This window comes from Rhodoferax sp. AJA081-3 (assembly GCF_017798165.1).
Lineage (GTDB): Bacteria > Pseudomonadota > Gammaproteobacteria > Burkholderiales > Burkholderiaceae_C > Allorhodoferax.
Genome location: NZ_CP059068.1, coordinates 3,356,891 through 3,372,988 on the forward strand (window position 1 = coordinate 3,356,891; position 16,098 = coordinate 3,372,988).

Annotated in this window: 17 protein-coding genes; 3 read left to right on the forward strand and 14 right to left on the reverse strand. The window is 61.1% G+C overall.

Going from position 1 to position 16,098, the window contains the following annotated elements; translation table 11 throughout:
• Positions 1-25: 25 nt before the first annotated feature.
• The 3 genes from galE to HZ993_RS15795 are packed head-to-tail and all read right to left on the reverse strand — an operon-like array spanning position 26 to position 3,475.
• Positions 26-1,057 carry a UDP-glucose 4-epimerase GalE gene (gene galE / locus HZ993_RS15785; protein WP_209393701.1) on the reverse strand — a complete coding sequence of 344 codons (1,032 nt, stop codon included), beginning with the start codon at positions 1,055-1,057 and terminating at the stop codon, positions 26-28.
• Positions 1,054-3,165 (reverse strand): tetratricopeptide repeat protein, encoded by a 2,112-nt coding sequence (locus HZ993_RS15790; protein WP_256440908.1) that lies wholly within the window; start codon positions 3,163-3,165, stop codon positions 1,054-1,056. The genes galE and HZ993_RS15790 overlap by 4 nt, the downstream gene beginning before the upstream one ends.
• A gap of 7 nt (positions 3,166-3,172) precedes the next feature.
• The gene (locus tag HZ993_RS15795; protein ID WP_209393703.1) at positions 3,173-3,475 is read right to left on the reverse strand and encodes a hypothetical protein; all 303 of its coding nucleotides are present in this window, start codon (positions 3,473-3,475) and stop codon (positions 3,173-3,175) included.
• Positions 3,476-3,632: 157 nt separating this feature from the next.
• Here HZ993_RS15795 and HZ993_RS15800 point away from each other — a divergent pair, with 157 nt between their 5' ends.
• Positions 3,633-4,046: a DUF3717 domain-containing protein gene (locus HZ993_RS15800; protein ID WP_209393704.1), complete on the forward strand. Its 414-nt coding sequence runs from the start codon at positions 3,633-3,635 to the stop codon at positions 4,044-4,046.
• Between the two features lie 94 nt (positions 4,047-4,140).
• Here HZ993_RS15800 and HZ993_RS15805 read toward each other — a convergent pair whose 3' ends face one another.
• Both HZ993_RS15805 and purB read right to left on the reverse strand, forming a co-directional pair.
• Positions 4,141-4,701 carry a YaeQ family protein gene (locus HZ993_RS15805; RefSeq protein ID WP_209393705.1) on the reverse strand — a complete coding sequence of 187 codons (561 nt, stop codon included), beginning with the start codon at positions 4,699-4,701 and terminating at the stop codon, positions 4,141-4,143.
• A 75-nt stretch (positions 4,702-4,776) separates the two neighbouring features.
• The gene (gene purB / locus HZ993_RS15810; protein WP_209393706.1) at positions 4,777-6,156 is read right to left on the reverse strand and encodes an adenylosuccinate lyase; all 1,380 of its coding nucleotides are present in this window, start codon (positions 6,154-6,156) and stop codon (positions 4,777-4,779) included.
• A 97-nt stretch (positions 6,157-6,253) separates the two neighbouring features.
• Here purB and HZ993_RS15815 point away from each other — a divergent pair, with 97 nt between their 5' ends.
• Both HZ993_RS15815 and HZ993_RS15820 read left to right on the forward strand, forming a co-directional pair.
• Positions 6,254-6,868, forward strand: coding sequence for a glutathione S-transferase C-terminal domain-containing protein (locus HZ993_RS15815; protein ID WP_209393707.1), 615 nt, complete (start codon positions 6,254-6,256; stop codon positions 6,866-6,868).
• 131 nt (positions 6,869-6,999) lie between these two features.
• A complete protein-coding gene (locus HZ993_RS15820; protein WP_209393708.1) occupies positions 7,000-7,434 on the forward strand; it encodes a hypothetical protein in 435 nt (144 codons plus the stop codon).
• A 27-nt stretch (positions 7,435-7,461) separates the two neighbouring features.
• Here the strand turns inward: HZ993_RS15820 and HZ993_RS15825 are convergent, their stop codons facing one another.
• From HZ993_RS15825 to HZ993_RS15865, 9 genes are all read right to left on the reverse strand, one after another.
• A complete protein-coding gene (locus HZ993_RS15825; protein WP_209393709.1) occupies positions 7,462-7,920 on the reverse strand; it encodes a nuclear transport factor 2 family protein in 459 nt (152 codons plus the stop codon).
• A complete protein-coding gene (locus HZ993_RS15830; protein WP_209393710.1) occupies positions 7,917-8,708 on the reverse strand; it encodes an SDR family oxidoreductase in 792 nt (263 codons plus the stop codon). The genes HZ993_RS15825 and HZ993_RS15830 overlap by 4 nt, the downstream gene beginning before the upstream one ends.
• Before the next feature lie 82 nt (positions 8,709-8,790).
• Positions 8,791-9,327 carry a DUF3833 domain-containing protein gene (locus tag HZ993_RS15835; protein ID WP_209393711.1) on the reverse strand — a complete coding sequence of 179 codons (537 nt, stop codon included), beginning with the start codon at positions 9,325-9,327 and terminating at the stop codon, positions 8,791-8,793.
• A 2-nt stretch (positions 9,328-9,329) separates the two neighbouring features.
• Positions 9,330-10,613 carry an MFS transporter gene (locus HZ993_RS15840; RefSeq protein WP_209398528.1) on the reverse strand — a complete coding sequence of 428 codons (1,284 nt, stop codon included), beginning with the start codon at positions 10,611-10,613 and terminating at the stop codon, positions 9,330-9,332.
• Between the two features lie 59 nt (positions 10,614-10,672).
• On the reverse strand, positions 10,673-11,272 hold the full coding sequence (locus HZ993_RS15845; protein ID WP_209393712.1) for a chalcone isomerase family protein: 600 nt from the start codon (positions 11,270-11,272) through the stop codon (positions 10,673-10,675).
• 25 nt (positions 11,273-11,297) lie between these two features.
• Positions 11,298-12,533: a cyclopropane-fatty-acyl-phospholipid synthase family protein gene (locus HZ993_RS15850; RefSeq protein ID WP_209398529.1), complete on the reverse strand. Its 1,236-nt coding sequence runs from the start codon at positions 12,531-12,533 to the stop codon at positions 11,298-11,300.
• Positions 12,534-12,561: 28 nt separating this feature from the next.
• Positions 12,562-13,395, reverse strand: a complete 834-nt coding sequence (locus HZ993_RS15855) for a DUF1365 domain-containing protein (RefSeq protein WP_209393713.1) — start codon at positions 13,393-13,395, stop codon at positions 12,562-12,564.
• 13 nt (positions 13,396-13,408) lie between these two features.
• Positions 13,409-14,701 carry an NAD(P)/FAD-dependent oxidoreductase gene (locus HZ993_RS15860; RefSeq protein WP_209393714.1) on the reverse strand — a complete coding sequence of 431 codons (1,293 nt, stop codon included), beginning with the start codon at positions 14,699-14,701 and terminating at the stop codon, positions 13,409-13,411.
• Between the two features lie 151 nt (positions 14,702-14,852).
• Positions 14,853-16,082: an HD-GYP domain-containing protein gene (locus HZ993_RS15865; RefSeq protein WP_209393715.1), complete on the reverse strand. Its 1,230-nt coding sequence runs from the start codon at positions 16,080-16,082 to the stop codon at positions 14,853-14,855.
• Positions 16,083-16,098: the final 16 nt, after the last annotated feature.

A 16,098-nucleotide genomic window follows, 5' to 3' on the forward strand; every position in this document is an offset into this window, starting at 1 on the left:
CAAGAATAGCACTCCACCGAGACAATTACAGCGCGTTTGTGTAGCCCTGCGGGTTGTCACTTTGCCATCGCCAGGCATCGGTACACATGGCCAGCAAGTCTTGCTGCGCTTGCCAGCCCAAAAGCTGCTGTGCCAGTTGCGGTGAGGCAAAGCAGGTTGCCACATCCCCCGGACGGCGGGGCATGATCCGGTAGGGCACAGACTGTCCGCTGGCCTGCTCAAATGCCCGCACCACGTCCAATACGCTGTACCCCGTACCGGTGCCAAGGTTGATGGCTGTGCAGTGGCCGGTCTTTGAGGCAGCAAGTTGTTGCAACGCGCAAAGATGGCCTTTTGCGAGATCCGTGACATGTACGTAGTCACGCACACCAGTGCCATCGGGTGTGTCGTAGTCATCACCCCAAATATTCAAAACAGGATGCCGACCGATAGCCACCTGGGCCACAAAAGGCAGCAGGTTATTGGGCAAGCCCTGTGGGTCTTCACCGATCAAGCCACTGGGGTGGGCGCCCACCGGGTTGAAATAACGCAACATCCCAATACGCCAGGAAGGGTCCGCGGTAAAGACGTCCCGCAGCATTTTTTCCACCATCAGTTTGCTATGACCATACGGATTGGTGGGTGCTAGAGGGTGTTCCTCGGTGAGCGGCAAAAACTGTGGGTTGCCGTACACGGTAGCGGACGAACTGAAGATCAGGGTTTTGACTTGGCACTGGGCCATGGCCTCTAGGAGCCGCAGTGTGCCCACTACATTGTGATCGTAGTAATGCAGGGGTTCCTGCACGGACTCGCTTACGGCCTTTAAGCCTGCACAGTGGATAACTGCAGTGGCACCACTCTGCTGAAGCGCGTCCGACAGGGTTTTGTGATCGCGCACATCACCTTGAATCCGCGCGAGAGATTGGCCGGTAATGTGCGCCACCCGGTCTAGGGACACCGGATTGCTGTTGTAGTAATTGTCCAGAACTGAGACGGTGAATCCGGCTTCGATCAAGGCCACGCAGATGTGCGTACCGATATAGCCCGCACCACCGGTGACCAGAACGCTGCCACTCATGGAAGTGTGGCGTTCTGGGGTGAAGCATTCACTAGTGAAGCCATTTTTTCTCTGTACATTGCTTCGAGCGCGTTTTGAAGGTTGATAGCAAAGGTTTTGGTGTCAAAGAGTGGCGATTGTTCGGCCACCGCTCGCAAACCGTCCTTGAGTTTCGCAAGCTGGTCCACATTGCTGGCAAATTTTCTGGCGATTTCCACATACTCTGCTTCGTTCTTAGCAACCCAATCGCCTAAACCTACACAACCCAACATGGCGGCGCCTTGAAGCGACAGCATGGTGTTGCCAGCAAGTGTGATGGTAGGAACGCCCATCCAAAGGGCGAATGCTGTGGTGGTACCGCCTGGGTAGGGGAATGTGTCAAGCGCAATGTCAACCCCATTGTGTGCATCAAGATAGCTTTCCCATCCAGTTCCTCCGACCAGTTCTACGCGTGAAAGATCAATGCCAGCCGATACCATGTCGGCACTAATTTGCTCGCGCATCGCCGGAAGAATCATGGCCATGTTTTGAATCTTCAAACGGGAATGGGGAACCGCTCCCAACACCTTTGCCCACACGCCCAGAACTTCAGTGTTGATTTTCGCCAACTGCTGAAATGATCCAAATGTCACATACCCGTGTGTGCAACAAGGAGCTTGCTTGATGGGAATGGGGCGCGACGTCCGCGGCGCTGTCATGCACAATCGCGTTGCGGGAAGGCGGAAGACTTTTTCGCTGAACCACTCCTGCGTGTGTTCTGGTACGCAGGCGGTGTCGGCAATGATGTAGTCCATTGCTTTCAGACCGGTACTCGCAAAATAACCCAGCCATGCAACTTGTACCGGCGCAGGTTTGCGTGCAAAGACAGGCAGTCTTGCGTCTCCCGTATGACCACTTAGATCAATCAGTATGTCGATCCGTTCTGTGCGTATTAGCTCTGCAACTGTGTCATGCCCCATGTTCTTGATGTCATGCCAGCCGGAAAAAAGTGCCCTGAATACTTCTGTGCCTGCGTCGTCCTTCTGGTTGTTTGAAAAGGCGACAAGATGGAAGCGATCCTTACTGATATGCTCCAAAATTCCGACCAGAAAGTGGAGCACTGGATGCTCCCTGAATTCTCCGGCGACAAAGCCGACACGCAAAACTTTGTCTTTTACTGCAGTCAATTCCACCGGTATTGGTGGCAATTGCTGAATGGAGCCCTCAATATTTTGTGAAAACCGCTCAGCAGCTTGCTGATACGAGCGATTCAGCGCTTCTGCTGAGTGGCTTAGATTCAGCAGAATTAGAGAGTGAGCAGGTTGGTAATCCGGTTTGCTCGCTATCGATTGCTCAAGTAGTTCAATGCCTGCACGTGCGTTACCGCAGCGTGTAAAGTAGTAACCTCGGTGGTAGAGGGCTTCGTGGAGGAAGGATTGATTGGTGGCTACGGCAGAATCAAAATATGGACGCGCTTCGATCTCTCGTTCAAGTCGGCAGAGCGATGCTCCAATGAGCATTTCGATATTGGGATCCTTGACGCCCATTGCAACCGCCGCTGTAAGGTGCTGCACGGTGCCTTCCAAGTCCAAACTATCGGTGCACTCTTTTGCCAACATGACGCGGTAGTCTGTGCTCTCCGGGCATGAAACGATTCGTTCTTCCAGAAAGGCGCGGGCTTCGCCCTTTCGGCCTTGTGCTACCAATAGCCGAACAACATCCTCGCAGGCGCGTGTGAAATCCGGCCTCAAATCAAGGGTGGATTTGAAGTATTTGTTGGCGTCGTGGAGGTCACCCTGTTTTTCACTGATTTCGCCCAAAAGGTAGTGTGCTTCAAAGGCCTGGGGATCCGTATTGGCGGGGTTGACGGCCCGCTTCAATGTAATACGGGCTTCCGTCAGCCTACCCTGCTCCTTGAGCACGTAACCGAGGCAAACCAGCGACTGGGTGTCGTCCACGGTGTGGGCAAGGGCCTCGCGAAAACAAGCCTCCGCTTCTTCCAGTTTTTCTTCAGCCAAATAGGCATTGCCTTGCTTGCGGAGGCGTTCTGTGTCAACGGGATTGGATGCCTGGGCGGACAGTGGTGGCGCGGCACGTCCGGTCAACGTGTCAAGTCGCCGCTGCAGAAGGAGTCGAAGTCGGTCTAGCATCGCATAGCTACTGGGTGCGTAGGCTGATCAGAATCCACGACGCCAGCGAGTCGGTCAGTTGTGGGTCGTAACCGGCGTCCTTCAGATCCCACTTGAACGTGTTCAGCAGTTTGGCGATTTTGTAGAAGTTCAGGATTTCCTCCTGTTTGAACTGGCGGATGCGTTTGAGCATTTTCTCTTTGGCGTAGTTGGCCTTGGACTGGCGCTTAGCGGCACTCAGTGTGGGGTCAATAGGCACAAATTCCTTGACAAGCGCGGCCAGCTCCGAACCGAATGCCTGCGAATTTTTGGCGCTTAACCACTTGAACATACTATTTCCCGGTTTGAAAGCTTGATTGACCTTTCAGAAAGGCCTTTGCATTCTAAGTGGCGACAGGCGTAGTGCCTGCTATTTCGGCGCACTGCCCCACGAATGACGGGCTATGATGCGCCTCCCTCCGTCGGATCCATTTCTCCGTCCCAGCGCTTTGCCACACATCCACATCACTGACATCGAAGCGGCCATCAACTTCTGGCGTGCCCGCCAGCCCTCGCCTGATGGTGTGACGCTGCTGGCGCCCACGCGTGCGCTGGCCGAGGTCTATGCCCGCATGGTGTACGACCACGCGTTGCAGGTGGAGGCGGCCGCGATGGGCGAAGCGGCCACCGCGGCCTGGCTGGAGTGGTATGCCAGCACGCCGGACACACCATGTATCGCCATCTGCTCTACCAGCCAGGGTGATGAACTGTGCAAGGGTTGTGGCCGCACGTTTGAAGAGGTGCAGCTGTGGCCGGGCATGGACCCGGTGGAGAAACGCGACACCTGGCACCGTATCACAGTTGAGGGCACGGCCTGGCGCTTCAACAAATACGCAGAGCGGGCTGCCGAAGGTAAACAGTAGGGCCTCTACGTTCCAACGCTGCGCGGGGTGCTCGGCTGCGATAAATTGCTATTGGTTTAATAGCTACCGAGGTTCAATTGACGGGGGCTAGAGCCTATTTCCACCGAACAGGTTCGATGTCCACGGTGTTCTTGCCATCCCCCAGCATCAACACGCCTTCCTGTAACGTGGCCTGCAGCTGCATGCTGCGCTGGGCCAGTTGGGCCAGGGCCTGCGACGCCACGCTGGGCACGCGCCAGACCTGCAGTTTGTCCAGCCGGGTCAGCTTGGTCTCGATGCCCTTCCACCAGATCTCGGCCGAGTGCGCAAAGCAGTACAGCATCACCGCATCGGCCTTGTTGCAGGCCTTGCTGATGGGTCTGTCTTCGGGCTGGCCCACCTCGATCCACAGGCGTTTGTGGCCGGTGAAGTCGGTTAGCGACACGTCCGGGTCTTCTACGTCCGACAGGCCCGCGCCAAAGGCCAGCACGCCGTCGCCATTACATTCGCTTTGCAGCCTGTAGGCGTTGAACGCCAGCGCGGCCAGGCGGATCATCATGCGTTCGTCGGTCTCGCTGGGGTGGCGGGCCAAGGTGAGCGCGTGGTCGGCGTAGTAGCTGTGTTCAATGTCAGCGATCTGCAGATTGGCTTTATAGATGGTGGACTTGAGTGCCATGATTGCTATCAAAAACAAAGCGCCTCACGCCCGTTTGACGGGGGCTGGAGGCGCTTTTGGTTTAAAGGGGTGGTGTCAGACGCGTTTTGCGAGTTCCGCTGCCATGCCGGTATAACTGCCGGGCGTCATCGCCAGCAGGCGTTCTTTTTCCGCCTCGGGTATCGCCAGCCCGGCAATAAACCCCTGCATCAGCTCGCGTGTCATGGCCGCGCCGCGGGTGAATTTCTTCAGCTGCTCATACGGTTGGGGCAGGCCAAAGCGGCGCATCACGGTTTGAATAGGCTCGGCCAGCACTTCCCACGAAGCGTCCAGGTCGGCGGCAATGGCGTCCTCGTTGATTTCCAGCTTGTTCAGCCCGGTCAGCAGCGACTGGTAGGCCAGCACGGCGTAACCGATGGCCACGCCCATATTGCGCAGCACGGTGCTATCGGTCAGGTCGCGCTGCCAGCGGCTGATGGGCAGCTTTTCGCTCAGGTGTTTGAGCAGCGCATTGGCCAGGCCCAGGTTGCCCTCGGCGTTCTCGAAGTCGATGGGGTTGACCTTGTGCGGCATCGTGCTGGATCCCACTTCGCCGTCCTTGAGCTTTTGCTTGAAGTAGCCCAGGCTCACATAACCCCAGACGTCGCGCGCCCAGTCGATCAGGATGGTGTCGGCGCGGGCAATGGCATCGAACAGCTCGGCCATGTAGTCGTGCGGCTCGATCTGGATGCTGTAGGGCTGGAAGGTCAGACCCAGGCCCAGGGGTTCGGGGGTTTCGATGACGTTGCGGCTGAAGGCCTCCCAGTCGAAATCGGGCCAGGCCGACAGGTGGGCGTTGTAGTTGCCCACGGCGCCATTCATCTTGGCCATGATCTTGACGCTGGCGATCTTGTCGCGCGCGGCGGCCAGGCGCACCACCACGTTGGCCACTTCCTTGCCCACCGTGGTGGGGCTGGCGGTCTGGCCGTGGGTGCGGCTGAGCATGGGCACGTCGGCAAAACCATGGGCCATGGCGCGCAGCTTGGCGATGACCGCGTCCAGTGCCGGCAGCAGCACCAGGTCGCGTGCGCCCTTGAGCTGCAGCGCATGGCTGGTGTTGTTGATGTCTTCGCTGGTGCAGGCAAAGTGCACAAATTCCTGGGCGGCCACCAGTTCGGGCCGGGCCTCGAACTTGGACTTGATCCAGTATTCCACCGCCTTGACGTCGTGGTTGGTGGTTTTCTCGATGGCCTTGATGGCCTCGCCGTCGGCCTCGGAGAAGTTCTTGACCAGACCCAATAAGTAAGTACGTGCTCCGGGGGTCAGCGGCTTGAATTCGCTAAAGCCGGCATCGCTGAGTTTGATGAACCAGGCCACCTCCACCTGTACGCGGCGGTGCATATAGCCCTGTTCACTCATCAGAGGGCGCAGTTGGGCAAGCTTGGCGGCGTAACGGCCGTCCAGTGGAGAAAGTGCGGAAATGGAGGAGAAAGTCATGCCCGAATTGTAGGTTGTACGCCACCATCACCCTGTAACAGCCGGTCTTGGCACCCCCAATGGATAGAATGAAGACTACTGAAACTGATGAGCACGCATGAAATTACTCGGATCCACCTCTAGCCCCTATGTTCGCAAAGTGCGCGTGGTCATGGCCGAGAAAAAACTGGACTATGCGTTTGTGCCCGAAGACGTCTGGAGCGCCAGCACCACCATAGCGGAGTCGAACCCGCTGGGAAAAGTGCCCTGCCTGATCATGGAAGGGGCCGAGGCCCTGTTCGATTCCCGCGTCATTGTGGAATACCTGGACACGCTGTCGCCCGTCGGCAAGCTGATTCCACCCGTGGGCCGTGAGCGCGCCGAGATCAAGACCTGGGAAGCCCTGGCCGATGGCCTGATGGACGCCGCCATCCTGGCCCGCCTGGAAGCCACCTGGACCGGCCGCACCAAGGCCCAACGCAGCCAGGTCTGGATCGACCGTCAGTTGGCCAAGGTAACCGCCACCGTCAAGGCCATGAGCCACGGCCTGGGTGACAAGCCTTTTTGCGGCGGCATCCACTTCAGCCTGGCCGACATCGCCGTGGGTTGCGCTTTGGGATATCTGGACTTCCGCTTCCCACAGATCGACTGGCGCACCGATTACCCCAACCTGGTTCGCCTGCACGACAAGCTGATGCAGCGCCCCAGCTTCGCGGACACGATTCCCGTCTAAGGCAGCCGCCGGCGCCAAGGCCAAATCCGCGCCGGGCCGCCCCAAGCGGCTCTGGACCGCTTGGCGGCCAGCGCCGACAGGCATTTAGCCCCCCTGGGGCTGATGAAGGCTGCGGCTCCAGAGCCAACTGCTTGGCTCTGGACAGCCTGAAGAGCCTGTGCCTCTGGCAGGGCCTGATCAGCGACCCGCAAAGCGGCGGAGCGTGGGGGCAATACCTCTACGGGTTTCCCCGCGAGACGGCGGCGCAACAGGTGCTTGCGCCGTTCACACCGTTTTACATTATTGGACTTCCCAAATCGCGTGCTGAGGAATACAGTGGGTCCCCTATGGCGACCTACAAGACCAAGACCCAGTACAAATGCCACGAATGTGGTGCCACCAGCTACCAGCAGGTGATTGACCGCGGACCCAGCGGCGCCTTGCAAGCCACCGGCCAATACCGTTGCAGCGGTTGCCGCAGCATCTTCGCCAGCATCCGCGCCTGGTGGGAACCGCGCAGAACGCCAGAATTCCAGCCCAGCGCGTTCCAAGCCAGCGCCTTCCAGCCCAGTTCGTTCGCGGGCTAGTCCGGCGTCATCCCGGCACCCACCGCGTCAACTGTTGGCGCGTTTCTTCAGCCAGCGCATCAGACCGCCGATCAAGGGCAGTTTTTCATACAACTCCTGCGCGGCGTCCCAATAATCGCGGTGCAGGGTCACCAGGCCTGCGTCGGAAAACACCAGGTGGCTGGTGCCCCGTATGGTTTGCACGGTGTGGGTATCAAAACGTTTGAACCGGAAGTGGAAGTCCCACAGCAGAAAACACTGCGCACCCTGCACCACCTGCCCGGTCACGACAAAACGCGGTTCGTCCAGCGCGACAAACATATGGCGAAAAATGCCCTCAACGGCCGCCAGCCCCTGCACGTCGTTGAACGGGTCCACAAAGCGGGCGTTACGGTCGTAGAACAAACCCAGCTGGCCCACACTGTCTGGGGTCAGTGATTCAAAAAATGCGACCACGCGCGCAACGTCGGGTGCCGGCGGGATCGGGTGGGGCGTGGCAGTGCTCATGGGGCGATGCGGCGGACCAGTTGAAAAAACAGGCGGTTGGGCAGGATGCGCAGCGCCTTGAGCCACAGCGTAAACCGCTTGGGGAAATGGATTTCAAACGCGCCCCGCCCCCAGCCCCGCAGTATGGCCTGCGCCGCCTGCTCGGGCGTCAGCAGCGCGGGCATGGCGAAATCGTTGCCAGCGGTCAGCGGCGTCTGCACAAAGCCCGGGTTGATGATGGACACGCCCAGCCCCTTGGTGTGCAGGTCCAGGTACAGGGTCTCGGCAAGGTTGATCAGCGCCGCCTTGGTCGGGCCATAGGCCAGGCTGTTGGGCAGGCCCCGGTAACCGGCCACACTGCCCACCAGGCTGATGTGGCCGCTGCCGCGTGCCAGCAGGGCGGGCAACACGGCGTCCAGCAAGTACAGGGCACCCAGGTAGTTGACGTCGTTGTGGCGCAGCATGTCGGCCACGTCCAGCGCATCGGCGCGCATGGCGTTGTAGTGGCCCGCGCAGTACACCACGCAGTCCAGCGGGCCCTGGGCCAGCAGCTGTGCGGCCCGTGATTGCACCGCCTGGCGTTGGGTCACATCCAGGGCCAGCGCCCGGCTGCCGGGGTGGGTGTCCACAAAGGCAGCCAGTGACTGGGCGTTGCGTGCCGACACCACCACCCTGGCGCCCAGTGCATGCAGCGCCGCCGCCGTGGCCTTGCCAATGCCGCTGGACGCACCAACGATCCACACGGTCTTGCCGGCCCAGTCCAGCAAGGGCGGGTTGAGGGGCGGCAAGAAGAAATTGCGCAAGGGCATGGTGAAGGATGCTCTGGTATTGATAGCTGCTTAGCTAGATTGCACGGGGGCTAGGGCCTTGTTTTGCATAAATGCTTTCGGCTCAGCGTTTGGTGAAAGACAGCGTGACTTCACCCAGGCGCACGCCAAACTTGGACATGGTGGCCTTGTTCAGCATGACCTTGTCGGTCATCAAGTACATCCAGTCGTCAAACTGCACGTCATAGACGCTGTTGTCCACGGGCAGGCGCATGGTGTAGGTCCAGTGGAAGGCGTTGCCCTGGCTTTCACCCAGCGCCTCGCCGACCACATCATCGGCGCGGCCCACATAACGGCTATTGCCCGTTTTCTTCAAGCGCCAGATGCGGGTTTGTTTCGTGCCGTCGGAGTAGCTGAAGTCTTCGTTCAACACGCCTTCGTCACCGGTCCAGCTGCACTGCATCAGCACAGTAAAACGCTTGACCACCGTGCCGGATCGGTCGGTGAACACTCCGTAGGCGTCCAGCGTGCCGTTGAAATACTGCTGCAGGTCCAGCGTGGGTTGCTGGTTGGCATAACTGTCTATGTTGTGGCTGGCGCAGCCATTCAATAGCAGGGCGGTGCTTGCTCCGGCAAGCGCTAAAACCCATCGTCTTTTCATGTTCAATCTCCTGTGGTGCCGCTGCTGGCAGCGGCAATGGGGTGTTGGGGTTGGGTGGTGGGTAATGCGCTCTTGCGCAGGATCAGGCTGTACAACAGCAGCGCCGCCAGCAACTTCAGCGCGCAGGGCAGCAGGCAATAGGCCATGCTCAGTACCTGCAGGGCTTGGGGGTCGCGTGTGCCAGGCACATAACCCAGCGCGCCCAGCACCGGCAGGGCCACACCGGCGGCCAGGGCCAGGTTGAGCTTGGTCGCAAAATTCCACCAGCCAAAGTAGGCGCCCTCGGCTTGCCCGCGGTCGCCGCTGTCGGCAATGGTGCCGGCCAACAGCGCGGCTGGAATGGCCAGGTCGGTGCCCAGTGCCACGCCCGACAGCGCACACACCAGCAGAAAACCAACGAAGTCTCCCGCACCCAGGGCCAGTGCAAATACAAAGACGGCGATGGACAACAACATGCCCACACCCCAGGTGCGCGCCAGGCCGATACGGCCAACCAGCTTGAGCCACAGTGGAATGGCCAGCGCCGCGCACAGGAAGTAGCTACCCAAGAACAGCGGCTCCCAAGACGGCGGGGCTTGCAGCCGGTCCTGCACAAAAAACAGCAGCAGCGTGGCCGGTACCGCGCTGGCGATGCCGTTGACCACAAACACCGCCAGCAGCGCCCTGAACGCCGGGCGGGTCCAGGGCAGGGTCATGCGGGGGCGCGTGGACGGGCTACCCGATACCTGTTGCGGCGGGCTGGATGGCGGCGCCACGGCCCGACCCCAGGCCAACCACGCCAGCACCAATGCTATAAAAAGCAGAGCGGTAGTGATAGGTAATCCGAGGGCTACAGGGCTAATGGACGCTATGACTACCCCCAGCAGGCCCAGACCTTCCCGCCAGGCCACCACCCGGCTGCGCTGCAGCTCGTCGCCCCCCAGCCGGGCGCCCCAAGACTGGTGCAGCACACCCAGGGCGCTGTAGGCGGCATAGGTCAGCGCCAATGCGCCGCTGGCCCAGACCAGCAGCGGCTGCAAGCCCCGCACTGGTGGAAAAAACAGGGCCGCAAAACCCATACCCAGCGCCACCGCCGCCAATGCGCCCCAGCGCAACACCAGCTTGGAGGAGCGGGCAAACAGCCCATCGCTCCACCGCCCCAGCAGCGGGTCAATCAAGGCGTCGAACAATCGGGCCGCCAGCAGCAGCACACCCAGCGTGGCCAGCGGCACACCAAACGCGCGTGCGTAGTGGTTGGGCAACAGCACATACAGCGGCAGCGCCACAAACGCCAGTGGCAGGCCCATCAGCCCGTAGCGCCAACCCTGGCGCCAGGTAAAGACCAGGGCCGGTGTGTTGTCCGTGCTCACGGCGGGGCCTTTGCCAGCAGGGCCGTGCGCAAGCGGGGTTCGCTGGTCGTCTCTGCCAGCCAGATGCCAAAAAACAGGCGGCTGAATTCGGCGTCGGGCACTGTGCCACGGGCCGTGCCGTTGAACCAGAAGCGTGCACCCACGCCGGGCTGGTGCAGGCCGGTGATGCGGTCACCGGCCGTGACGTTGGGAAAGGCGTCCTGCATGGCGGCCAGCCAGCGTTGCTCTTGCAGCGGCGTCAGGCTGGCGCTGCGGCGCATTTCGGTGAGGGAGCGTTCGGCAATGGCCTGGCCGTCCAGGCTGCGCAGATAGCTCAACTGCAGGCCAAAGGCCGTTTGCGTGTACCGGCTGGTGCTAAAGCCGGGAGCCACCCACAGCGCGGCGTCATAAACATTGAAGGTGAAATACCGCATACGTGCCGTGCCCACCCATTGCGCGCTGGGCAGGTCGGCCGACAGCTCGGGCGGTGGCGATGGGGCCGCAGGCGTGGTGGCTACACCTTGCGCTTGCGCGCCCACCAGGGTCGGCGTCACGAGCCCCAGCGCGCCCAGGCTGCTGGCGGCGCTGGTAAGGATCACGGTGCGGCGGTTGGGCATGGTGTGGTGGCTCAAAAGCGTGGCCTCAGACGGCGCCAGGTTTGCGCAGCGTGTACTGCACCACATCGATGTTGTCTTCCAAAAACGCCGCCTCACAGTAGGCCAGGTAGAACTCCCAGATGTGCAGGAAGCGGGTGTCAAAGCCGTTTTTGAGCACCTGGGCGCGGTGCGACATAAAGGCTTCGCGCCAGCGGTTCAGCGTCTCGGCATAGTCGTGGCCAAAGGCCAGTTCCTCGACCACCTCCAGCCCCGCGGCCTGGGCCTGGCGGCGGAATTCGCTGGGGCAGGGCAGGCAGCCACCGGGGAAGATGTACTGCTGGATGAAGTCGGTGGACCCCACATACCGCGCGAACAACGCGTCGTCGATCACGATGCTTTGTACACAGGCGTGGCCTCCGGGCTTGAGCAGTTTGGAGATGGTGGCAAAGTAGGTGGGCCAGTACTCGCGGCCTACGGCCTCCACCATTTCAATGGAGCAGATGGCATCAAACGGCGCGTCGCTGATGTCGCGGTAGTCCTGGAGCCGCAGGTCGGATTGTTCTGCCATGCCCAGGCGCAGCAAACGTTCCTTGGCCGAGCTCAGTTGTTCGCTGCTCAGCGTCACACCGGTCACGTGGGCGCCGAATTCCACGGTGCCCATCTCGGCCAATGCACCCCAGCCACAGCCGATTTCCAGCACACGGTCACCGGGTTTGACACGGGCCTGGTCGAGGGCGCGGCGCACCTTGGTCTTTTGGGCCTGGGCCATGGGCTGTGTGGTGTCACCGTTGAACAGGGCGCTGGAGTAGTTCATGGTCTCGTCCAGCCACAGGCGGTAAAAGGCATTGCCCAGGTCGTAATGGGCGTGGATGTTTTTCTGGCTATTGGTCTTGGTGTTGCGGTTCAGCAGGTGTTTGACGCGGTACAGCAGACGCCCGGCCCAGGTGCCGTAGATGACACTTTCCACCTCGGCCCGGTTTTTCACCAGCACACGCAGCAGGTCCACCATGTTGGGGGTGCTCCAGTCCCCGGCGATGAAGGATTCGGCAAAACCAATGTCACCCGATTTAAGCGCCGCCGCACACACCTTCCAGTTGTGCAGGTTCAGCGTGGCGTGGGGCATGGCGTCGCTTTTGCCAAAACGCTGCATGCTGCCGTCCGGAAACTGCAGGGTCAACGAGCCGTGGCGCAGCTTTTGCAACACACGCAATACCGTGCGTGCGGCGGCCGGTGTGCCGCGGGGGATGGTGAAAGTGGCAGAGGGTGCCGTAACGGTGTTCATGCTGTTCATGGTGGATGCTCAGGCAGGGTCAGCGGGTGGTGAAGGTGGTGGGTGGCAGGGGTTTGCCAAAGAACGGAGTTTTTTTGCACAGCAGCTTGAAGGCTTGCCAGTGGATGCGCAGCACCACGCCCAGGGTCATGGCGGGGTAGCGCCACAGGGCGCGGCGCACGGAATGGGGTGTCAGCGGTTCCAGCTGGCCGCTGACACTGGTCTCGATCAGCGGGCCGTTGGCATCGTCAAAGTCAATACGGGCCACGGTGTGGCTGCGGTCCGGCGTGAACATGAATCGAAAGCGATAACCGCCTTCCACCGGTACAAAGGGCGAAACATGGAACACCTTGTTGGCGCGCAGTTCCACCCCGAACTGGGGTGTGTCCAGCAGGTAGCAGTGGCGCTCGCCAAAGGTGTTGTTCACCTCCACCACAATGGCGCGCAGCCGGCCGTCCTTGCGGTGGCAGTACCAAAAGCTGACCGGTTTGAAGGTATGGCCCAGCACCCGCGGGTAACAGTGCAACCAGACTTCGCCGTCGGCCGGGTCGCTGTGTGTGCTGTCTTGCACGGTGCCAATGCCCTCTGCGGCGAGCAGTGCATCCAGCCAGGCTAGCGCGCCGCCCTGCTCAGGGCCGCGGCCGTCGCCATGGTCGGTATCGTAAAAACTCAAAGGCGCAAAGCGGTTGCGGGCCAGCGCGCTGTGTTTGCTGTTATTGCCTTGGGCCTGCAGGCTGCGCATGGGCAACATCAGAAAGTAGTTGCCGTACACAAAGGCATTGCGCACCGGCGCCAGGCGGGTGTGGCGCACCTGCCCAAAGCCGATCTGGGGTGCGGCCAGTGGCGTTGTGGGTGCAGGTGCGGATGCGGTCATGGTGGCGTCGCGCTCAGGGCTTCAAGTGCAGGTCAGCGTGCAGCCGGTCCGCCACAGCCAAGCCCGATTTGAGACCGTCTTCGTGGAAGCCATAACCCGTCCAGGCGCCGCAAAAATAGGTGTTCTGCTGGCCTTGCAGCGCGGGCACCTGGCTCTGGGCGCGGATGGCGGCCACATCGAACACCGGGTGGGCGTAGTCAAAACTGCCATGCACGTGGGCGGGGTTTATCTCGGCCACCGGGTTGAGCGACACCACCACGGGTTGTGCAAAGGGCACGGGCTGCAGCATATTGATCAGGTAGTGCAGGCAGACTTTTGCCGTATCGCGCCCGGTACTTGCCGAACGCTGGTAGTTCCAGGCCGCCCAGGCCCGGCGGGACTGCGGCAGCACCGAGGCGTCGGTGTGCAACACGGCGCGGTTGGCCTGGTAACGGATAGCGCCCAGGGTTTGTTGTTCGGCGTGGCTGGGCTCGGCCAGCAAGGCCAGGGACTGGTCCGAATGGCAGGCCAGCACCACCTTGTCAAAACGCTCGGTCTGGCCGTTGGCGTAGATGCTGACGCCCTGGGCGTCTCGGGTGATGCGCTGCACCGGTGTGTTCAGGCGCTTGTCGGGGATTTGCGCCACGATTTTTTCCACGTACTGGCGCGCACCACCGGCCACGGTCCACCACTGCGGGCGGTTGCTGACCTGGATCAGGCCATGGTTGTGGCAGAAGCGGATCATGGTCGCCACGGGGAACTGCAGCATCTGGTCGGTGGGGCAGCTCCAGATGCAGCCCAGCATGGGCAAAAAGTACCAGTCGCGGAATTCATCGGACAGGCGGTGCTGTTCCAGAAAGCCCGCGAGTGGCTGCATCAGCTCGGTCTCGGCATTGCGCGTGGCGATGTCGGTACACAGGGTGTTGAAGCGCAACACGTCGCGCAACATGCGCAGAAACCGCGGGTTGACGAGGTTGCGGCGCTGGGAGAAGACGGTGTTCAAGGACGAGCCGCTCCATTCCAGCGGCGCCTGGCCGTTGGCGCCCGGTACTTGCACCGAAAACGACATGTCCGAACGTGCGGTGGGCACCTGCAGGTCGCTGAAAAGCTGGATCAGGTGCGGGTAGGTTCGTTCGTTGAAGACTAAAAACCCGGTGTCGACACCGTGTGTGACAGGGCCAGCAGGCCCTTCCAAGGTCAGATCGACCGTATGGGTATGGCCGCCAAAGTAGTCTCCGGCCTCAAACAGGCTGATCTCGGCCTGGCCGCGCAAGGCGTGCGCCACGCCGAGGGCGGAAATGCCGGAACCAACGATGGCGATCTTCATGGGGAAACCTAAATGTGAACTGTTTGGTATTATTGTGACTGTATAGTAATTTATCGACCAAGTAAGTTTTACCCACTTTTGGAGTGTGGGTAATAGACTGGGCGGGGGTTGAGGGAGATGGAGCGCGGCGGGCCGCGCTACCGATCTGGGGTTACCAGGGGCGGTCGGAGGCGGGTGCGGCGGTGAGCGGCAGCAGCCGCTCCAGATTGATCTGGACCTTGACCTCGCGGTGCGGCACGCTGGCCACAATGCGGAAATCGCGCGTACTGGTCTCGCGTATGGTGGGTTCCAGCGTGGGCATGCCACTGCGGTTGACCAGCACGGCCACCCTCGGGGTGCTGGTGTTTTGCCCGCGTTTGATGACCACGGCCACCTCGTCGGTGGCCAGGCGTACAAAGGAGCCGGGCTGGTAAATGCCCACGGCCTTGATGAGTGCGGCACCGGCTTCGTCGACCTGGCGGTTTTCATCGAAGTAGCAGGCCTGCATGGCAGCGGCCGGTGAAATCGGCACACGTCCGGCCCGCGGCGACAGGCGCGCGGCAAACATGTCGGCCCGCTGGATCAGCCGCGCCAGCTGCTGCCCGGGTGCGCGCGACTGCAGCGGGCCTGGGACCTGGGTGTGGTGGTCACGCACGGCATCCAGCCAGACGGCATCGGTCACGCCCATGTCTGTCAGCATCTCAACGGACTTTTGGGCGTGGGCATCGATGGCCCGGCGTTGTACGGGTGTCAGCGCCTCGGCCTGTCGCGTCAACTGGTCCTGCAGGCTGGTCATGCCCAGGTTCATGGTCAGGGCAGCCTTGGACAGGGAGTCTTGTTGCTCCGGGGACCACTTGAGCACCTCGCGTGCGGCCAGGCCACACATGACGCTGACCAACATGGAATGGGTCGCACTGTACATGCGGACCTCGGTGGCGGAGAGTTGCATCAGGGCAAACAACGTGCCGTCGGGGTTGCTGCGCGAGTGGCGGTTCAGCTGCGTGTTGAGCCGCTCCAGCTTGTCCATGAAGTGGCTGGGTTGTGTGTCGCGCAGCAGGGCATTGGTCTGCACCTGCAGGTCCAGCCAGTCCGCGCGTTCGTTCTCCTGCGCATTGCGGTTGTCCAACAGGTCACCGGTGATCTTGGCGTCGGCAATTTCACCCAGCGACTTACCGGTGCGCACCAGGCTGTGCAGGCGTCCCACATAGGCCCGGTGGTGGGCTTCGGAATCGGCCACGTCGATATAGAGGCCGCCGCCACGCTGCGCGATTTCTGCCAGGTCTTCCTTGGAATCGATGACAAAGGAACGTTTGGCCAGCAGAACCCCATTCTTGTCCATCAGTGGAAAAGGCAGAGGTTGGTTGATGCGTATGGATTCGACGCTGACAGGAACAAGGTGCATGGGTTAACGGGAATTA

Coding starts and splice junctions, on each gene's coding strand:
- galE (WP_209393701.1), bottom strand. CDS start 1,057: ATGAGTGGCAGCGTTCTGGTCACCGGTGGTGCGGGCTATATCGGTACG.
- HZ993_RS15790 (WP_256440908.1), bottom strand. CDS start 3,165: ATGCTAGACCGACTTCGACTCCTTCTGCAGCGGCGACTTGACACGTTG.
- HZ993_RS15795 (WP_209393703.1), bottom strand. CDS start 3,475: ATGTTCAAGTGGTTAAGCGCCAAAAATTCGCAGGCATTCGGTTCGGAG.
- HZ993_RS15805 (WP_209393705.1), bottom strand. CDS start 4,701: ATGGCACTCAAGTCCACCATCTATAAAGCCAATCTGCAGATCGCTGAC.
- purB (WP_209393706.1), bottom strand. CDS start 6,156: ATGACTTTCTCCTCCATTTCCGCACTTTCTCCACTGGACGGCCGTTAC.
- HZ993_RS15815 (WP_209393707.1), top strand. CDS start 6,254: ATGAAATTACTCGGATCCACCTCTAGCCCCTATGTTCGCAAAGTGCGC.
- HZ993_RS15825 (WP_209393709.1), bottom strand. CDS start 7,920: ATGAGCACTGCCACGCCCCACCCGATCCCGCCGGCACCCGACGTTGCG.
- HZ993_RS15830 (WP_209393710.1), bottom strand. CDS start 8,708: ATGCCCTTGCGCAATTTCTTCTTGCCGCCCCTCAACCCGCCCTTGCTG.
- HZ993_RS15835 (WP_209393711.1), bottom strand. CDS start 9,327: ATGAAAAGACGATGGGTTTTAGCGCTTGCCGGAGCAAGCACCGCCCTG.
- HZ993_RS15840 (WP_209398528.1), bottom strand. CDS start 10,613: ATGGGCCTGCCACTGGCGTTTGTGGCGCTGCCGCTGTATGTGCTGTTG.
- HZ993_RS15845 (WP_209393712.1), bottom strand. CDS start 11,272: ATGCCCAACCGCCGCACCGTGATCCTTACCAGCGCCGCCAGCAGCCTG.
- HZ993_RS15850 (WP_209398529.1), bottom strand. CDS start 12,533: ATGAACACCGTTACGGCACCCTCTGCCACTTTCACCATCCCCCGCGGC.
- HZ993_RS15855 (WP_209393713.1), bottom strand. CDS start 13,395: ATGACCGCATCCGCACCTGCACCCACAACGCCACTGGCCGCACCCCAG.
- HZ993_RS15860 (WP_209393714.1), bottom strand. CDS start 14,701: ATGAAGATCGCCATCGTTGGTTCCGGCATTTCCGCCCTCGGCGTGGCG.
- HZ993_RS15865 (WP_209393715.1), bottom strand. CDS start 16,082: ATGCACCTTGTTCCTGTCAGCGTCGAATCCATACGCATCAACCAACCT.